The following is a 17204-nucleotide window of genomic DNA, read 5'->3' as shown; positions in this document are numbered from 1 at the left end:
ACGGAGAATTTTTTTGTTTTATGGAAAGGGGACAACCTGCGTGAACGGTGAAGAGAAAGTGCGTTTGACCGTCGACATCTACGGCACCCAATATAAATTGGTTTCAAGGTCCAGTCCTTCCTATATAAAGCGAGTCGTCGCCTTGGTCAATGATCAGATGCATCGCATAGCTTCGGGAAGTCCTCGGCTGGATCTTCCCAAGATTGCTGTATTGGCAGCGGTGAATATGGCCGATGAGTGGACGAGGATGCAGGAACAAATCGAAGATTCGCAGCAGCAGAAGCGAGAGCTGGATAAGGCACTGGCAGATGTGACGGCAGCCGCAGAGCTGCTGGAGCAGCTGCAGCAGGAGTTGATCAAGGAAAGGGAGCAGTTGGCGGAGGTTACTGCGGAGCGGAACGGGCTGCAAACGCGTAAGGATGCGCTGGAGGAAAGAGAAGCGGCGCTTGTCAAGGAAATGGAAGCGCTAGCCGAGCACAAGCAGGCGATTGAATCGGAGTTTGCTGAAACGGCCGAGCGTCTGGACCGTCAGCTTGCGCTCCAGGAGGAACTAGAGGGGAAGCTGGCCGCTGCGCTGGAGCGTGCCCGCGAGTATGAAGGGCGAAGTGCGGAGCTGTCCCGCGAAGCTGAGCGACTGGGCCAGCTGCTGCTCGAGGGGGAACGCCAGCGGGATGAGCTGGAAGGCAAGCTGGCCGCCGAGCGAGCGGAGCAGGAGCGTCAGCGCGCTGAGCTGGAGAGCCGCCTGGCGGCAGGGCATGAGGAGCATGAGCGCGAGCGTGCGGAGCTGGAAGGCAAGCTGGCCGCCGAGCGAGCGGAGCAGGAGCGTCAGCGCGCTGAGCTGGAGAGCCGCCTGGCGGCAGGGCATGAGGAGCATGAGCGCGAGCGTGCGGAGCTGGAAGGCAAGCTGGCCGCCGAGCGAGCGGAGCAGGAGCGTCAGCGCGCCGAGCTGGAGAGCCGTCTGGCGGCGGGTCTTGAGGAGCATGAGCGCGAGCGTGCGGAGCTGGAAGGCAAGCTGGCCGCCGAGCGAGCGGAGCATGAGCGTCAGCGCGCCGAGCTGGAGAGCCGTCTGGCGGCAGGGCATGAGGAGCATGAGCGCGAGCGTGCGGAGCTGGAAGGCAAGCTGGCCGCCGAGCGAGCGGAGCAGGAGCGACAGCGCGCCGAGCTGGAGAGCCGCCTGGCGGCAGGGCTTGAGGAGCAGGAGCGCGAGCGTGCGGAGCTGGAAGGCAAGCTGGCTGCCGAGCGAGCGGAGCATGAGCGTCAGCTCGCCGAGCTGGAGGAGATGCTGACCGCTGAGCTGGAGGTACAGGAGCAGCTGCGTGCCGAGTTCGACAGCAAGCTGACGGCAGAGCGTGCCGAGCAGGAGCGTCGGCGCGCTGAGCTCGAAAGCAGGCTGACGGCCGAGAGTGAAGAATACGCGAGACAGCTTGCCGATCGGGAGCGTCGAATAGCGGAGCTGAGCGAGCAGCATGACCAGCTCCAGGAAGAACTTACGGCACAGCAGCAAGAGGTAGAGCTGCAGATCGCACTGTATAATGAACTGTTGGAGCAAAGCGGCGTAAGGGAAACCGAGCTTCAAGCGGAGCTTGAAGTGGCGGCCGAGCGTTCACGTATCGCACTCGAAGCGGAAGCGGAGCGCCAGGCAGCCTTGGAGCAGCGGATAGCGCGTTTGCTCCAGGAAGCGGAAGACAGCGCAGCCGCGGCGGCGGAGCGCTCGGACGAACGCGAGGCCTACTATACCCGACAAGTCGAAGAGGCGGAGCAGAGAAGGCAGGCCGAGCTTGCCGAGCATCAAGAGAAGCAGCGCAGACTGCAGATTCAGCTCGGCGAGCAACTGGAGCAGGGCCGCGACCTGCTGCTCCAGGCGGAGATGGCGCGGGAAGAGCTCGAGGCGGAACGTCAGAAGCGGCAGGAGCAGTCGGAAGAGCTTGAGATGCAGCTGGAGCTGTACCGGGAGCTGGAGAGAGAGCTTGCGGAACTGAAGCAGGCCAGCGCGGCGCGCGAGGCGGAGCTGCAGCAGCATGTGGATACCGGACATGCCGAGATGGAGGCCTGGAAGCAAGCCGAGGCGGAGCTTCGGGAGAGGCATGCGCGCGAGCTGGAGCAGGCGGAAGCGCGGAGGCAGGCCGATCTGGAACAGGCGGAGGCGCGGAGTCGAGCCGATCTGGAACAGGCCGAAGCAAGACGAACAGCGGAACTCGAGCAAGCCGAAGCACGACTGCAGGCGGAGCAAGACCAAACGGAAGCGCGTCGCTTGACAGAATTGGCCGAATTGGAGGCGGGCCTGCGGGCCGAGCTGGAGCAAGCCGAATCGCGTCGCCAGGCCGAGCTGGAGCAGATCGAGTCGACTCTGCGAGCCGAGCTGGCTCAAGCCGAGCAGCGTAATCAGGAGGAGCTGGCGCAAGCGCAGGCACGCGCCCGCCAAGAAACGGAATCGCTCAGCGCGCGCAGTGCCGAGCTCCAAGCCGAGCTGAACGAGCGCGAGCAGCGATCCCAGCAGCTTGAGCGCCAGCTCGCTCAGCAGCAGGCCTATAACCTGCAGCTTCAGGAAAGCAGCAGTCAGTGGCAGCAGCGCAGCGAGAGCCAGGCGGCCCAAGCCGACGAGCTGCGGGTGGGACTGCTGGCGCGGCAGGAAGAGCTGCATCTCCAGCAGGAGCTGTATGAAGAGCTTCAGAAGCAGCATGACGAATTGGCGGCTCGATTTGCCGAGCTGGAAGCCCGGAGTAAGCTTGAAGGCGAGCAGCTGAGGGGCAGGCAGGACGAGCTGTCAGGCGCCTTGGAAGAGAAGGAGCGTCAACTGGCTTCCTTGCAAACGGAGCTGCGACAAGCTCGCGAGCTCGGCCGCGCTCTTCAGGAGCAATGCGCAGCATGGGAGCATAAGCAGAAGCATTCGCTGGATGAGCATAACGTGCTGACAGCGCGCCTTGCTTCTCAAGCCGCCCGGCTGCAAGAGCTGGAGGCGGTAGCTATCGAATCAAGCCGCATGCAGAAGGAGCTGGAAGCCAATAGGGAAGAGCTGGGCTTGCAGCATGAATTGTACCAGGAGCTGCAGCTTGAGCTGAAGCAGCAGGTCCAGCTGCACAAAGCCTTGCAGGCCGAATACGATGAGCAGCAGGAGAAGGCCGAACGGATATTCCGGGAGCTGGGGCTGCTGCAAACGGAGTATGAGAAGCTGCAGGTTGAGTATAACGAATGGATCGAGCTGGTCGAGAAGGATTAGCCATGAATGGGTTGGATTACGGCTTGCTTGTTATTCTCGCGCTGGGTCTGGCGCTAGGCTACGCCCGGGGCTTCATCGGACAGTTGGTTTCATTTACCGGTTTTTTCGTAGCCTGTATCGTCGCCATTCTTGGCTATTCCCAAGTTGCGCCCTGGATCAAGAGCGTGATGAATCTGTCCGGTCACGAAACGTTCAGCCGCTACGAGCTGCTGGCCCAGGAGCTGCGCGTGGACACCTACGTGTATAATGTATTGGCCTTCGGCTTGTTACTGCTCGGGACAAAGCTGGCTTTCGCGATAGCGGGGAGAGTGCTCAACTGGCTTGCGGCCGCCCCAGGCATCAAGACCTTCAACAAATGGGGCGGCGCTCTGCTCGGACTGCTTGAAGCGGCACTGCTTGCGCTGCTCGTGGTTCACGTGATGACGGTGTGGCCAAGCGACACGGCTCAAAGGCTGCTGTCCACCTCGACTTCCGCCCCTTATGTCGTAGAGCATACGCCGGTATGGGCGGATAAGCTCAAGCAATTATGGGAAAATCGGAAAGAAAGTAACGAAGCTGCTAAAAGTCGCAAGGACTACGGCCAGGAAGTCCAAAACGCCCAAAACGTCACACGTCCGGTTCAGACCGAAGTGTGACGTTTTTGCGTTTATGTCGCCCGCTGCCTCGGAAGGGTAGTATGATGAGCGCGGTCGGCTAGAGGGAATTGCAGCAGGATCGTCGTACCTTCGCCTAGCCTGGATTCAACCTCAATGCTGCCGTGGTGGGCCAGAACAATCGATCGGGCAATATTCATACCAAGTCCGGTTCCGAATGTATCACCTTCTGTATGGCATGGGGGGACGCCGGGACGATACTAGGGCCGAATTTGCTTGCGCTCGGTTATCTTTTCGCCTTTGCCCTCCTCTATGCTTCGATGAAGCGTACATCCGTCTGGCTTGTCCGCTTGGAGGCGGTGGGCCGGCTGTCGCTAACGAATTATTTGCTGCAAACGGCAGTCTGTACAACCTTGTTTTACGGTTATGGCCTCGGATGGTTCGGTCAACTGGGCGTTTTGGCCGGCTGTGCGATCGGGCTTGCTCTTTATTCCCTTCAGGTCGCGGCCAGCTCCTGGTACCTGCTTCATTTTAGAACCGGGCCGGTAGAAAGACTGCTAAGGATGGGAACTTATCTTACGCTGTCGGCCAAGGCAAAGCCGGGGAAAAGAGCGGAAGTGAGCGTCTATATGGACGAGGGCAAATAAAAAAACGTCCTCTTCCGAGGACGTCCTGTATGTGAAGGGCTACCGATTATTCGACAATCAGCTTGGATTTCATGCTGACATGACCAGAGCCGCAAGGGATATTGCAGATGATGTCATAAGTGCCCGCTTTATCAGGCGTGACCGTGGCAGATAGCTTGTCGCCTTTCAAATCTACCTTCAAGCCGGTGATGGCTACGCCATGCAATCCTGCTTTGTTCTCCAGGGTAAAGGTGACTTCTTCACCTTTCTTCACTTTATATTCCTTCTGATCGAATTCAAAGTTCGAGGCGATCAGCTTAACCTCCTGGCCTGCGCCGCTGCTTGCTTGGCCCCCGGAAGCGGGAGTCGCTGCTGGCTCCGACTTGGCGCCGCAACCTGTCATGACAGCGATCAGAGCAATCGCCGATAGTGATACGATCCATTTTTTCATTACAAAATCCCCTCCGTATATATATATTTCCGTGCATGATAAGGCCCCTCATCAAGCCCAGTACTCTCAGCATAACCCATTTCTGCCTCTATTGCTGTGTCAAATGGGTGACAACCCTATGAATAAGCGGTGAAATTTTCCTACTCCCCAGGTAGGGGACCCGCCTGTCGTAAATGCTTATAAATAAAGTCTCCCTTACAAAAGCCGCATGCGCTGACGTATATTAATAGGATCGAGGCATGACAAAATCAGCCAGATCTGCCAGAATAGCTGGCTGACCTGGCTGATTGGCCGGATGGGATTACTTTGCGCGTTCTCGCTTGTTGTTTCCTTGCTCGAATGGAGTTTTCACCGGGATGAACAAGTCGATGATCCCGATGACGAGAGCGGCCAGGATAGCACCGATAATACTGGTCGATACGCCGCTGACGATAAACTGAGCCGCCCAGATGACCAGCGCACTGACCAGAAATCCGACAATCCCCCGACCGAACGGGGTAATTCGCCTGCCGAAGACGCCCTCGATGATCCATGCGGCCACTGCGATGACCAAGGCCAGGAAAAATGCGCTCCAGAACCCGCCAACGGAAAAACCGGGAACGATCCAGCTAACGACCAGCAGGATTAAGGCGGACACGATAAATCGGACAATATGTCCTAGAATGTGCATCAGACGATTCCTCCTTCGCTTTCTTGGATGGCAGTTTGCACACCGGTACACTCAATAGGTTTGCCCGCCGCGCGAGCCGATATAAGTGGGAGGTACAGGCAAAATCATTCGCTTTGGAACGACAAGTTGGATATAATAGCAGGTGTAAACGGGTTAAGGCTACGAAAGGCAGGTTCCTTATAGAAACCGATGAAAACAACGACAATTTACAATCAGAAAATATTGAATACGCTTGATTTCCACGCGGTACTGGAGAAATGCGCCCATCACGCCTCAACCTCGCTGGGGCAGGAACGGGTGATGGAGCTGCAGCCGAGCGGCGAATTCCAGGCGGTCAAGATCCGTCTCCAGGCGACCGAAGAGGCCGTGAATGTAGACCGCCTCAAGGGGGGCGCTCCTTTCGGCGGCATTCGCAACATCCGCAGCGCGGTTCATCGCGCCCGGATCGGCGGCATGCTGAATACGACCGAGCTGCTGGACGTATCCATGACCAGCCAGGGGGGACGCAGGCTCGGCAAGTTCTTGGATGATGTGAACGGAGACTATCCGATCCCTCTGCTCCTGGAGTTAACCGCCCGCATGACCGATCATAAGTCGATGGAGGATAAGATCCGCCAATGCATCGATGAGAACGCGACCGTGGTCGATTCCGCAAGTCCGGAGCTGGCGCGCGTCCGACAGGAGCTGCGGGGCAGCGAGTCGAAAGCCCGCGAGCGGCTCGAGCAGATGGTGCGCACTCCCTCCATCCAGAAGATGCTCCAAGATAATCTGGTGACCCTTCGCAATGACCGTTATGTGATTCCGGTTAAGCAGGAGTACCGCGGCCACTTCGGCGGGATGATCCATGACCAGTCGGCATCGGGCGCGACGCTGTTTATCGAGCCTGAAGCGGTAGTTCAGATGAATAACCGGGTCCGAGAGCTGAAGCTGAAGGAAGAGGTTGAGGTAGAGAAGATTCTTCGGCTGCTTTCCTCGCTGGTCGCCGAATCGGCGGATACGCTTCTGGCGAATGTAGAGGCGCTGGCCGAGCTGGACTTTATATTCGCGAAGGCCGGTATGGCCCGGGAAATGAAGGCGACGCTGCCGATCTTGAACGACCGAGGGTTCATCAAGCTCAAGCGAGGCAGACATCCGTTGATCGCCCCGGAACAGGTTGTACCGCTCGATGTGGAGCTGGGCAACAAATTTTCATCCATCATCGTCACCGGCCCCAATACAGGGGGCAAGACGGTATCGCTCAAGACGGTCGGACTGCTGTCGCTCATGGCTATGTCGGGCTTGTTCGTGCCGGCCGAGGATGGCAGCCAGCTCTGTGTGTTTGACGCGATATACGCAGATATCGGAGACGAGCAGAGCATCGAGCAGAACCTGAGTACATTCTCCAGCCACATGACGAATATTATCCGCATCCTAAAGGAAATGACGCCGAAAAGCCTCGTCCTGCTCGATGAGCTGGGAGCGGGTACGGATCCGGCCGAAGGCTCGGCTTTGGCCATCTCTATTCTCGATTATATTCATCGGATGGGCTGCCGGATTCTGGCGACTACGCATTATTCCGAGCTTAAGGCGTATGCCTACGACCGCCCTGGCGTTATCAATGCAAGCATGGAATTCGATGTACAGACGCTCCGGCCTACTTACCGGCTGCTCGTGGGCGTTCCGGGCCGAAGCAATGCATTTGCCATCGCTTCGCGTCTCGGTCTGCCAAAGCCGATCATTGATCACGCCCGCGGCCAGGTCGATGAAGAAGAACAGCGCGTGGAGTCGATGATCGCGACGCTGGAGGAGAACACGATCCAGGCGGAAGCGGAGCGGACGACCGCGGCTCAGCTGCGCGAAGAAGTGGAGCGGCTGCGAGAAGAGCTGCGCCGCGAGCGCGAACGCTTCGAAGAGCAGCGCGGCAAGCTGATGGAGCGGGCCGAGCGCGAAGCCCGCGAGGCGGTCGCGAAGGCTCGGCGCGAGGCCGAGGAGGTTGTCACCGAGCTGCGCCGCCTGCAGCGTGAAGAAGGCGGAGGCGTTAAGGATCACAAGATCAGCGAGCTCAAGCGCAAGCTGAACGATGCGGTGCCCGAGCTTAAAGCGAAGCAGACCTCGACGGTCAAGCGTAAGCCCGATCGGCTTGAGCCGGGCGATGAGGTGCTCGTGACGACGGTAGGTCAGCGGGGGCATATCGTTGAGTTGGCGGGCGAGCATGAAGTAACCGTACAGCTCGGCATCCTCAAGATGAAGGTGAACAAAGCGGATGTGCAGCTGTTCAAGGCAGCGGCTTCCCAGCCGAAGGTACAGCAGCCGCCCAAGGCAACCTCCAGCCTGAAGCGGACCCGCGATGAGAATGCCAAGATGGAGCTGGATCTGCGGGGAGCCAATGTCGAGGAAGCGATCCTGGAAATCGATCGTTTTCTAGACGAATCGTATCTGGCGAATTTTGCTCATGTCTATATCATTCACGGCAAGGGGACTGGCGTCCTTCGCACAGGCGTACAGGAGTATTTGCGCAGGCATAAGCATGTGAAAAGCCAGCGGCTGGGTAATTATAACGAAGGCGGGGCCGGTGTCACGGTAGCGGAACTGAAGTGATGCTGATGCAAGTCATTTTGAAATTTTCTCGGATTGGTTGAAACGTCTCGGCTCCGGCTCCGTATGAATAGATATAAACACGAAGGTCACTGGCTCTGCAGGCTGCGTGTACGATATTTCCTAATTTGGGAGGATGGACAATGGGAATTTTTAAACGTTTTCGCGACTTGACGATGGCTTCGATCAATGACTTGCTGGATAAAGCGGAAGACCCTGTCAAAATGCTGAACCAATTCCTTCGCGACATGGAGGCGGATATTCAGGAAGCTGAGATCGCCGTCGCAAAGCAGATTGCCATCGAGAAAAAGTTCAAGCAGCAATATGAAGAAGCGCTGGAAATGGTCCAGAAGCGCGAGGAGCAAGCACTTAAGGCGCTTGAGGCCGGCAACGAGGATCTGGCCAGACGCGCTCTTCAGGATAAGAAAGAGCATCAAGCCCGCCATGATGAGATGAAGGTCCAATACGAGACGGCCAAGACCAATGCGGATCGTCTGCGCAACCAGCTCTCCGAGATGAAGGATGAGTTCGGCAAGATGAAAAACAAAAAGGATCTGCTGATCGCCCGCGCTGAAGCGGCCAAAGCGCAGAAGCAGATCAACCAGGCGATGTCCGGCTTCGGCACAGACAACGCGGCTAAGGGCTTCGATCGGATGAGCGAGAAGGTTCTGCAGCTCGAAGCGGAAGCGGAAGCAAGCAATGAGCTTCGTTCGAAGGACAAGAGTCTGGACGATGAGCTGAACGCTCTTGCCAAAAACGATGGAGTCGATGATGAGCTGGCAGCCTTGAGGGCCAGATTAGCCGCTAAGAAACAACCCGAAGCCTAGTTCTTGCAGGAGACAAAAGGATTCCAGGAGACTGAAGGTTCCAGAGCCTTCAGTCTCTTCGATTGTTTCCGAAGACTACCAGAAGGGCATGGTGAAGTTTGAATATGTGGAATGAAGAGGTGGACCTGATAATGGGCAATCCATTCGTGGAGACATTGGCATTTTTCTCGGTGGCAGTGCTGGCGCTTGTCGTGTTCTTGGCGGTATTTGAGCTGGTAACCAAATACAAGGATTGGGATGAAATCAAGAAGGGCAACTTAGCGGTGGGCATGGCAACCAGCGGGAAAATTTTCGGGATATGCAATATATTCCGGTTTGCCATTTTGAACAACGATTCGCTGCTGCTCTCCTTAACCTGGGCGGCATACGGGTTCGTCCTGCTTTTGGCCGCGTATTTCATATTCGAGTTCCTGACGCCTTACTTCAAGATCGACGAGCAAATTCAACAGGACAACCGGGCCGTAGGGCTGCTCTCCATGATGATATCCGTGTCGCTATCCTATGTCATCGGCGCTAGCGTAACCTAAATTGTTCAGGGTCTTTCCGCATTCCTTATATCACAGGTGAGGTGCCACAGCCATTGAAATATTTATGGGGAATTTTGCTTGCGCTTGCGCTTGTTTTTTTGGGCGCGGGCGTTTACTATTTTATTAATTATGCGTAAGGATTCCAGTTCCGGCCTTCCCAAGTAGTGGAGCGGACGGGTCTCGAGGAGGAATGAAGTTGTCGCATTCGGAGGAACAGATTTGTCCGTGGTGTCAAACTGAAATCGTGTGGGATCCGGAGATTGGTCCGGAACCAGAATGCCCTCATTGCTTTAATGAACTGGGAGGGTACCGCAGCATTCAGCTAACGGTCAAGCAGACCGGACAGCCGATTGAGTTCGATGACACGGACGATGAAGATGAGGACTACGAGTCGTACGACGAGTTTGACGAGAACGAGCTGCAAGCGATGGATGAATACGAGGAGGGTGCTCAGCGGGTGCTGGACCACCAGGAGACAGCTCCTGAATGTTCATCCTGCCAAAGCTTCATGCTGTTGGCCGGGACACAGACCGCAGGGAGCGCGTTCATCCCTGTCGTACAGAAAACCGCTGGGGCACCTATACTGTCGGAGGGCTATTCCACGGAGGTATTCGTTTGCCCGTCCTGCTTGAGGGTGGAGCATATTTTGGCAGAGAAGGACCGCCTGAAGCTTGCGCAGCTGCTCAAACAGGTAGGAAGCCAGTAAAGCGGAAGGCCCGAAGTCGGAAGGCCGGATAACGTGAAGGGTAGAGCGTACGGCCGAGGACGCTGCTACGCTGTGGATGCGACGCCGATGAAGGAAAGGGCAAGAAACTAAAAGCCGCTTGCGGCAGACGGTTTCTTTTTTTTGCTATACAGTCATGCTTTCCTGGAGAATGGGGAACGTTAACTAACACATTCCAAGGATAGGATTGAGGGCATGCATACCGGATCGAAGCAGTTTCCGCATCATGGCGTACGCACCCGGCACGAGGCCGAAAGCAAACAGCAGCAAGGGATAGCCATGGAAAGCCGGAGTGGCCAAGCCGGCGCGGGGAAGGACCGGAAGAAGGGAGAGCCGCTAGATGGACAATCCCGTCTGCTGTTGGCGGTCAATGGGCTGTTCGCGGCAGGAAATGCTCTCTCGGGTACCTTCGTCAACGTATACCTTTGGAAAGCCAAGCATGACTTTACGCTCATTGGGTGGTTCACGCTGGTTCATTACGTAGCGATGGCCCTGACATTTTGGGTGGCGGGCAAATGGGTGAAAGAGCATAACAAAATGAACTGCCTGCGCGCGGGTGTAGCGGTATCCGCGCTATTCTACATCCTTGTGCTCTGGTTCGGCGTACGGACCGCGGATTTTTTTGTGCTGCTTGCAGTCGTGCAGGGGATGGCGGCCGGTTTCTTTTGGCTGGCCTTCAACGTTGTTTACTTCGAAGTAACAGGCCCCGGTAATCGTGATCGCTTCAACGGATGGGCCGGGCTGCTGGGCTCCGGGGCGGGTATGGTCGCCCCATGGATTTCGGGATTTCTGATCGTTCGGATGGAGGCGCAGACCGGCTATCGGCTGATCTTTACGATTTCGCTGATTGTTTTTTTGATCGGAGCGGCCGTCAGCTTTTTCCTGAAGAAAAGGAAGACCTCCGGTTCCTACGAATGGATGCTGACCTGGACGTGCCTGCGGCAAGAGGATACGGCCTGGCGCAAGGTCGGCTTGGCCTTGATGGCTCAAGGGGTACGGGAAGGGGTGTTCGGATTTATGATCGGTCTGCTCGTTTACGTACATACGGGCAGCGAGATGAAGCTGGGTAATTTCGCCCTGATTTCCTCGGCAGTGGCCCTTGTGTGCTTTATGCTGGCAGGAAGATTCCTGAAGCCGAGGTACCGCCCGAAGGCGATGCTGATCGGCGTTGTCATGCTGGTCGCCATTATTTTGCCGTTTTTCTGGAAGGTTACCTTCGTCACTCTGCTTATATTCGGTATTGGGGCGGCGATATTTTACCCGCTATACGGAATCCCAATGACGACGATCGTCTTCGATCTGATCGGCCAGGACGAGGAAAGCGTCAAACGGCGGGAAGAATACATCGTTATGCGCGAGCTGGCCCTTAACGCAGGGCGGCTGCTTGGCACGGCCATCTTCATTCTTGTCGTTTCCTTAACCAGCTCCCCGGCCGCGATGAACGTGCTTCTGCTCGGGTTAGGCAGCTCTCCCTTGATCGCTTATTACTTTATGCGCAAGGCGCATGCGGCTTGAATCGGTTCCCCGCGCCTGTGGGGGGTCCCCATTTTCCCTTGACAAGTTCCCTCGGGTCTATAACAATTAAGGCCATAGCATTAGTCGTAAATAGCCAAGGGTCAGGATGCGGAAGGAGCTGCCTTTAAGAATGGACAGACGAACTTTGATGGTTAACAGCGTGACGGAGCTTATTGGCGGAACGCCGGCGGTAAAAATTCGCCGGTTGACCGGCGAACAGGATGCAGAGCTGTATGTAAAGCTGGAATATTTTAATCCAAGCGGCAGCGTGAAGGATCGGGCCGCGTATAATTTGATCGCTCAGGCCGAGCTTGAGGGCAAGCTGAAGCCCGGGGCGACCATCATCGAGCCGACTAGCGGCAATACGGGGATCGGCTTGGCGATGAATGCCGCGGCCAAGGGATATAAGGCGATTCTTGTCATGCCTGATAATATGAGCAAGGAACGCATTAACCTGCTGAAAGCTTACGGCGCTGAGGTCGTTCTTACGCCGGCGGCCGAGCGGATGCCGGGAGCGATCAAGAAGGCTGAGGAGCTACGCGACGGGATTCCCGACAGCTTCATCCCGCAGCAGTTCGAGAATAAGGCTAATCCCGACATACACCGGATGACGACAGCGCCTGAAATTCTCGAGCAGATGGAAGGCAGACTTGACGCTTTCGTGGCCACCTCCGGGACAGGGGGGACGATTACGGGTACAGGCGAGGAGCTGCGCAAGACCCTCCCGGACCTTAGAGTCTATGTGGTAGAGCCTAAGGGATCGCCGGTGCTGTCCGGTGGCGAGCCGGGGCCCCATAAGCTTGTGGGCACGAGCCCAGGATTTGTCCCTGCGATTCTAAACACAGACATCTACGATGAGATTGTTCAGGTAGCCGATGACGATGCTCTGCATACGATGCGTGAGCTCGCCAAGCAGGAGGGGATCCTGGTGGGCCCCTCGGCAGGCGCATCGGTATGGACCGGACTGCAGGTTGCGCGCAAGCTGGGACCCGGCAAGCGGGTGCTGTGCATAGCGCCGGATACCGGAGAGCGGTATTTGAGCATGAATATTTTTTGAAGCGAAACCCGGCTTCCGCCCACGGAACCCGGGTATTTCTCTTTTTCGCGGAAGGTCAGGTAAGGTTGTTATGCGGATCAACGAAGTCCGCTAGTAGGCGGAGGGTTTTGTAGGAATTGGTGCTAATGCGAAAGAAAGTAGCGTGGAAAGCTGTAACTTTGCCGGTAGCAGCTTCGAAAGTTGTAACCTCTGCCAGAACGGTACGATTCCTTTTGCCAGTGCTCCAGCATAAGATGAAAAGGGATGGAAAAGCGTAAAATAACGGGGCTTGCCCGTTCTTGTTAGGGGTGGCGGATCGGTCTCGAAGAGTGCAGGAGATTGTGTACAAGCCGGTCAACATATAGTTTGAATATTTATTCATTATAATGTATAATAATAAGTAACGAGTCGTTACAGCGACTATAAGCAGTATACTGGGAGGGACATGTGATCATGAAAATTGCTTTGCATAACGAATTACCGTGCGAGGCGCACGTTCGGCAGCTCATTGATGCATTGACAGGCCCGGCTTCAGCTTTGCAGGCCTTTGAATATGAAACGCTACGCGGCAGCTCAAGCCGCATCCTTGCAGCCTATGACCGGGATCGGCTGATCGGTCTGGGCAAGTGGGACGAAGGCTGTTCAGAGCCGGAGTTCGCTATACTTCCCGCTTACCGCAATCGCGAAATCGAAACGTACATGAGCAAGCTGCTGAACGCAGCTCCCCGCAAGACGGCCGCAACGGTTTGCGGATGAACGGCAGACATGCCCGTTACAGCCTACGCCCGCAAGGGCTTTTTTTTCTTTGCCAAGCAAGATCGATAGGTGTAATATGGAGAGATAAGCAAAAGCTCGATAGCTTTATGCTGGCATGCATGACCTTGATCAGGAGGATGAAATCATGGAACAATTCAAAATGAAGATCATTGATCTGCTGAAAGAAGACGCGCGCCGTAGCCCTGCGCTGATCGCAACCTTGCTGGGGGCGTCCGAGGCGGAGGTGGCGGGGGCGATCAAGGAGCTTGAGGAAGCGAACGTTATCGTGAAATATGCGACGGTCGTGAATTGGGCCAAAGTGGACAGCGAGAAGGTAACCGCCTTGATTGAAGTACAAATCACTCCGGAACGCGGACGCGGCTTCGACGCCATCGCGGAACGGATCTATTTATATCCGGAGGTTAAATCCGTGTACCTGATGTCGGGAGCGTACGATCTTCTCGTCGAAATCGAAGGCAAGACGCTGAAGGAAGTGGCCTCGTTCGTATCGAACCGGCTGTCTCCGATCGATCGCGTGCTGTCGACCAAAACGCATTTTATTCTAAAAAAATATAAGCAGGACGGAATAAGCTTCGAGGATCACGAGGATGATCGCCGTCTCTTAATCTCACCGTAAAGGACGCTGAGGACGATGATTGAGCAGCAACAAAGCACCGGACAGACGCCCAGATCCATGGGCAGCTATCTGACACCGGTCGTAAGGGATATTCCCCCTTCGGGCATTCGCAAGTTTTTTGACCTTGCCGTCGGCAGCAAGGATATCATCTCACTCGGCGTGGGCGAGCCTGACTTCAGTACGCCCTGGCATGTCAGAGAAGCCTGTGTGTATGCGCTAGAGCGCGGCAATACGAAATATACGCCGAACTCCGGGCTGCCGGAGCTTCGCGAGGCGATAGCGGAATATTTGTATGATTCCTTCCAGGTTCCCTACGAGCCGTCCGATGAAGTGCTGGTGACGGTCGGCGGCAGTGAAGCGATCGATCTGGCCTTGCGCGCGCTCGTCTCGCCTGGCGATGAGATTCTTGTTCCCGAGCCCACCTATGTTACGTACGGTCCTATAGCCAAGCTGAGCGGCGGCAAGCCTGTCGGCATCGAGACCTTCGCGAAGGATAAGTTCAAGCTGACCCCGGAAGCGCTGCAGGCTGCCATTACGCCGCGCTCCAAAGTCCTGATTCTATGCTATCCGAGCAATCCGACGGGGGGCATCATGACCTATGACGACTGGCTCCCTATCGCCAGGATCGTCGAAGAGAACGATTTGATCGTCATTTCCGATGAGATCTATGCCGAGCTGACTTACGAGCAGAAGCATGTCAGCTTCGCCTCGATCCCGGGTATGCGCGATCGAACCATCCTGGTGAGCGGGTTCTCCAAGTCATTCGCAATGACGGGCTGGCGGATGGGTTATGTGTGCGCGCACCGCGAACTGATCGCGGGCATGCTCAAAATTCATCAGTACACCATCATGTGCGCTCCGTCAATGGGTCAAATAGCCGCTATCGAAGCGCTGCGCAACGGGATGGAAGAGAAGGACCGGATGGTGGAATCCTACAATCAGCGCAGGCGTCTCGTTGTTCAGGGCTTCCGGGAAGTCGGTCTTCCATGTCATGAGCCTCAGGGAGCGTTCTACGCTTTCCCGTCCATACAGGCAACAGGTCTTAGTTCCGATGAGTTTGCCACCCGGCTGTTATTCGAAGGGAAGGTCGCGGCGGTCCCCGGCAATGTATTCGGGCTAGGCGGAGAGGGCTTTTTGCGGTGTTCTTACGCTTATTCCGTGAGCCAATTGACCGAAGCGTTCGATCGGATAGGGAATTTCATGAAAAAGTTGTAATTTCGACAAAAAAAGCCATTTTCAAGTTCTCCTAAAACTGGTATGTTAGATACATGGAAGTTTCACAGTTTTAACCTTTTATGAAGCTTTTCATCTGTGGGTCTAAAGATCGGGAACAGGGAGGGATGAACAATGGCTTTTCCGGAATATCGGCTTCGGCAAAACCTTCAAGTCGGATGGATTCATGAAAACGACGATAAGGCCAAGTGGATTTTTGGGAAACGAAGAGCAATCTCGTCATCTGCGTCTTTAGAAGATGAAATCTACGGCTTGCGTCAGGAGCTGGAGGCGCTGGTCCAAAGCGGTAGCAGCTTGACCTCCCCTCGCGTTGTTGAGATCAGTATGGAATTGGATATCAAAATTAATGAATACATGAATCGTAACCCGAGAGGCCGCTGAGAAGCGGCTTCTTTTCTCATCTGGAAGTGTTTGCGCGCGGGGTCAAGGGGAAGGTCCGGGGACTCGTTAGGCATGGCTTGCATGCTTGTATGGCTTGGTTACTGGGAATCAGTGCTTCTCCATCTCTCCTTCAGAGCAACCAGGTCATTTACGAAAAACTTGAGTAAATTGGGACGCCTTCTTACTGCAAGAGGGTGGTAGGTAAACCCGATAGGGATCCCTTGAAATTCATGCCAGGTCCCTCTTAGATCCTTTACGCTGGCATTCTCCATCCAAGGGAGCAAAGCTTCGGCCACAACATTACCGAATCCGAACAGCAGTAACGGCCGCTTCTCCTGAAGCTGCAGCCGCAGATGGGGCGAACAAGCTTCTCGGGCGGCTGGTTTATCGTAGGCGCGGATCGGTCTGCATTTGAGCAGATACGTGATATAAATCGAATCAGTTTCTAAGCCTGCTTCCTTTATGCCGCGTTGGAGCGTCTCTCGAGTGCCGCACAGAAACGAGCTGCCATGCCGGTCTTCCCTTGCTCCCGGATTATCCAGAATCAGCAGGATCGGAGCGGCGGGGTTTCCTTCGCCCCAGATCACTCGAGTCCGCTGGTTAGCAAGTTCGCAGCGTGTACAATCTTTAACAGCTTGTGGCGCCGATTCTTCAGGCAGGATCACGAGTGATTCATTCCTATTAGGTGTCATCGCGGACTTCCTCCTCTTGCACGTCATGATGTATCCATTGTGCCCGCCGTAAACCTTTACTATAAGAAAAATTTAAGAGCCATATAGAATGCCCAATGCGAGGGAGAAAAGCAAGCCTATGAACAGACATTTTTTCGAACAAGATACGGTTTGGGTGGCGGAGCAGTTGATCGGCTGCTACCTTGTCAGGCAAACAGACGAAGGCATAATTCGCGTACAAATCACCGAAACGGAAGCCTATAAGGGCGCTGAAGATCCTGCAAGCCACGCCTATCGAGGAATGACTCCACGGTCCCGATTGATGTTTGGAGAGGTGGGGCGGTTGTATATTTATTTTATTTACGGGAAGTACTTCTGCATGAATGTTGTAGCCCATGAGCCTGGAATGGTAGGTGCGGTGCTAATACGTGGCGCCAGACCTGTAGAAGGTATGGATCTGATTCGCGCTAACCGGCCTAACCAATCGGACAAGACGCTATTAAACGGTCCGGCGAAGCTTACCCAAGGACTGAATATCACGAAGGACATGAATGGGTATGACCTTCTTGCCGATCCAAACAATTGCATGACATGGCTGCAAAAGGAACGGAACCTGACCACTGTAAAAACGAAGCGGATCGGGATTTCCAAGGGTACTGATCTGCTTTGGCGATTCTTAGCCGTTGATCCATGACCCCAAAATCCAGGGCATCTGATATCTTCTTAAGGCAGCGTGGCTGGTTAATCATGTAAAACAAAAGGCGAA

Annotated in this window: 17 protein-coding genes and 1 pseudogene; 14 read left to right on the top strand and 4 right to left on the bottom strand. The window is 55.6% G+C overall.

The window, feature by feature from the left end:
- Nucleotides 1–40: 40 nt before the first annotated feature.
- Both zapA and GSF01_RS08270 read left to right on the top strand, forming a co-directional pair.
- Complete coding sequence (gene zapA / locus GSF01_RS08275; protein WP_159882737.1) at nucleotides 41–3217, top strand: cell division protein ZapA; 3177 nt, start codon at nucleotides 41–43, stop codon at nucleotides 3215–3217.
- A 2-nt stretch (nucleotides 3218–3219) separates the two neighbouring features.
- Nucleotides 3220–3852: a CvpA family protein gene (locus tag GSF01_RS08270; protein ID WP_159882735.1), complete on the top strand. Its 633-nt coding sequence runs from the start codon at nucleotides 3220–3222 to the stop codon at nucleotides 3850–3852.
- 11 nt (nucleotides 3853–3863) lie between these two features.
- Here the strand turns inward: GSF01_RS08270 and GSF01_RS08265 are convergent.
- Nucleotides 3864–4028 (bottom strand): annotated as a pseudogene (locus GSF01_RS08265) (ATP-binding protein); the annotation flags it as partial.
- 15 nt (nucleotides 4029–4043) lie between these two features.
- Between GSF01_RS08265 and GSF01_RS08260 the strand changes: the two are divergent.
- A complete protein-coding gene (locus GSF01_RS08260) occupies nucleotides 4044–4457 on the top strand; it encodes a DUF418 domain-containing protein (protein WP_159882731.1) in 414 nt (137 codons plus the stop codon).
- Nucleotides 4458–4503: 46 nt separating this feature from the next.
- Here the strand turns inward: GSF01_RS08260 and GSF01_RS08255 are convergent, their stop codons facing one another.
- Complete coding sequence (locus tag GSF01_RS08255; protein ID WP_159882729.1) at nucleotides 4504–4887, bottom strand: cupredoxin domain-containing protein; 384 nt, start codon at nucleotides 4885–4887, stop codon at nucleotides 4504–4506.
- 301 nt (nucleotides 4888–5188) lie between these two features.
- Nucleotides 5189–5557, bottom strand: a complete 369-nt coding sequence (locus GSF01_RS08250; protein WP_159882727.1) for a phage holin family protein — start codon at nucleotides 5555–5557, stop codon at nucleotides 5189–5191.
- A gap of 189 nt (nucleotides 5558–5746) precedes the next feature.
- On the opposite strand from GSF01_RS08250, the gene GSF01_RS08245 reads away from it, so the two are divergent.
- The 10 genes from GSF01_RS08245 to GSF01_RS08200 all read left to right on the top strand — a co-directional run bounded on the left by GSF01_RS08245 (nucleotide 5747) and on the right by GSF01_RS08200 (nucleotide 15767).
- Nucleotides 5747–8134, top strand: coding sequence for an endonuclease MutS2 (locus GSF01_RS08245; protein ID WP_159882725.1), 2388 nt, complete (start codon nucleotides 5747–5749; stop codon nucleotides 8132–8134).
- A 140-nt stretch (nucleotides 8135–8274) separates the two neighbouring features.
- The gene (locus GSF01_RS08240) at nucleotides 8275–8958 is read left to right on the top strand and encodes a PspA/IM30 family protein (RefSeq protein ID WP_159882723.1); all 684 of its coding nucleotides are present in this window, start codon (nucleotides 8275–8277) and stop codon (nucleotides 8956–8958) included.
- Between the two features lie 104 nt (nucleotides 8959–9062).
- Nucleotides 9063–9485 (top strand): DUF350 domain-containing protein, encoded by a 423-nt coding sequence (locus GSF01_RS08235; RefSeq protein WP_159882870.1) that lies wholly within the window; start codon nucleotides 9063–9065, stop codon nucleotides 9483–9485.
- A 190-nt stretch (nucleotides 9486–9675) separates the two neighbouring features.
- On the top strand, nucleotides 9676–10191 hold the full coding sequence (locus GSF01_RS08230) for a hypothetical protein (RefSeq protein ID WP_201305339.1): 516 nt from the start codon (nucleotides 9676–9678) through the stop codon (nucleotides 10189–10191).
- Nucleotides 10192–10488: 297 nt separating this feature from the next.
- Nucleotides 10489–11724 carry an MFS transporter gene (locus tag GSF01_RS08225; RefSeq protein ID WP_407945752.1) on the top strand — a complete coding sequence of 412 codons (1236 nt, stop codon included), beginning with the start codon at nucleotides 10489–10491 and terminating at the stop codon, nucleotides 11722–11724.
- A 130-nt stretch (nucleotides 11725–11854) separates the two neighbouring features.
- Nucleotides 11855–12781 carry a cysteine synthase A gene (gene cysK / locus GSF01_RS08220; RefSeq protein WP_159882717.1) on the top strand — a complete coding sequence of 309 codons (927 nt, stop codon included), beginning with the start codon at nucleotides 11855–11857 and terminating at the stop codon, nucleotides 12779–12781.
- 432 nt (nucleotides 12782–13213) lie between these two features.
- Nucleotides 13214–13516, top strand: a complete 303-nt coding sequence (locus tag GSF01_RS08215) for a hypothetical protein (RefSeq protein WP_159882715.1) — start codon at nucleotides 13214–13216, stop codon at nucleotides 13514–13516.
- A gap of 145 nt (nucleotides 13517–13661) precedes the next feature.
- Nucleotides 13662–14153: an Lrp/AsnC family transcriptional regulator gene (locus GSF01_RS08210; RefSeq protein ID WP_159882713.1), complete on the top strand. Its 492-nt coding sequence runs from the start codon at nucleotides 13662–13664 to the stop codon at nucleotides 14151–14153.
- Nucleotides 14154–14168: 15 nt separating this feature from the next.
- On the top strand, nucleotides 14169–15368 hold the full coding sequence (locus GSF01_RS08205) for an aminotransferase class I/II-fold pyridoxal phosphate-dependent enzyme (RefSeq protein ID WP_159882711.1): 1200 nt from the start codon (nucleotides 14169–14171) through the stop codon (nucleotides 15366–15368).
- Between the two features lie 132 nt (nucleotides 15369–15500).
- On the top strand, nucleotides 15501–15767 hold the full coding sequence (locus GSF01_RS08200; protein WP_159882709.1) for an aspartyl-phosphate phosphatase Spo0E family protein: 267 nt from the start codon (nucleotides 15501–15503) through the stop codon (nucleotides 15765–15767).
- A gap of 98 nt (nucleotides 15768–15865) precedes the next feature.
- Here GSF01_RS08200 and GSF01_RS08195 read toward each other — a convergent pair whose 3' ends face one another.
- Entirely contained in the window at nucleotides 15866–16459 is a 594-nt protein-coding gene (locus GSF01_RS08195; protein ID WP_201305338.1) for a uracil-DNA glycosylase, read from the bottom strand.
- Between the two features lie 118 nt (nucleotides 16460–16577).
- Here GSF01_RS08195 and GSF01_RS08190 point away from each other — a divergent pair, with 118 nt between their 5' ends.
- The gene (locus GSF01_RS08190; RefSeq protein ID WP_159882707.1) at nucleotides 16578–17132 is read left to right on the top strand and encodes a DNA-3-methyladenine glycosylase; all 555 of its coding nucleotides are present in this window, start codon (nucleotides 16578–16580) and stop codon (nucleotides 17130–17132) included.
- Nucleotides 17133–17204: the final 72 nt, after the last annotated feature.

It is taken from the genome of Paenibacillus puerhi (assembly GCF_009846885.1).
Taxonomy (GTDB): Bacteria; Bacillota; Bacilli; order Paenibacillales; family NBRC-103111; genus Paenibacillus_G; species Paenibacillus_G puerhi.
The sequence above is the reverse complement of the archived record's forward strand: the minus strand, read 5'-3'. Positions and strand labels throughout refer to the sequence as shown.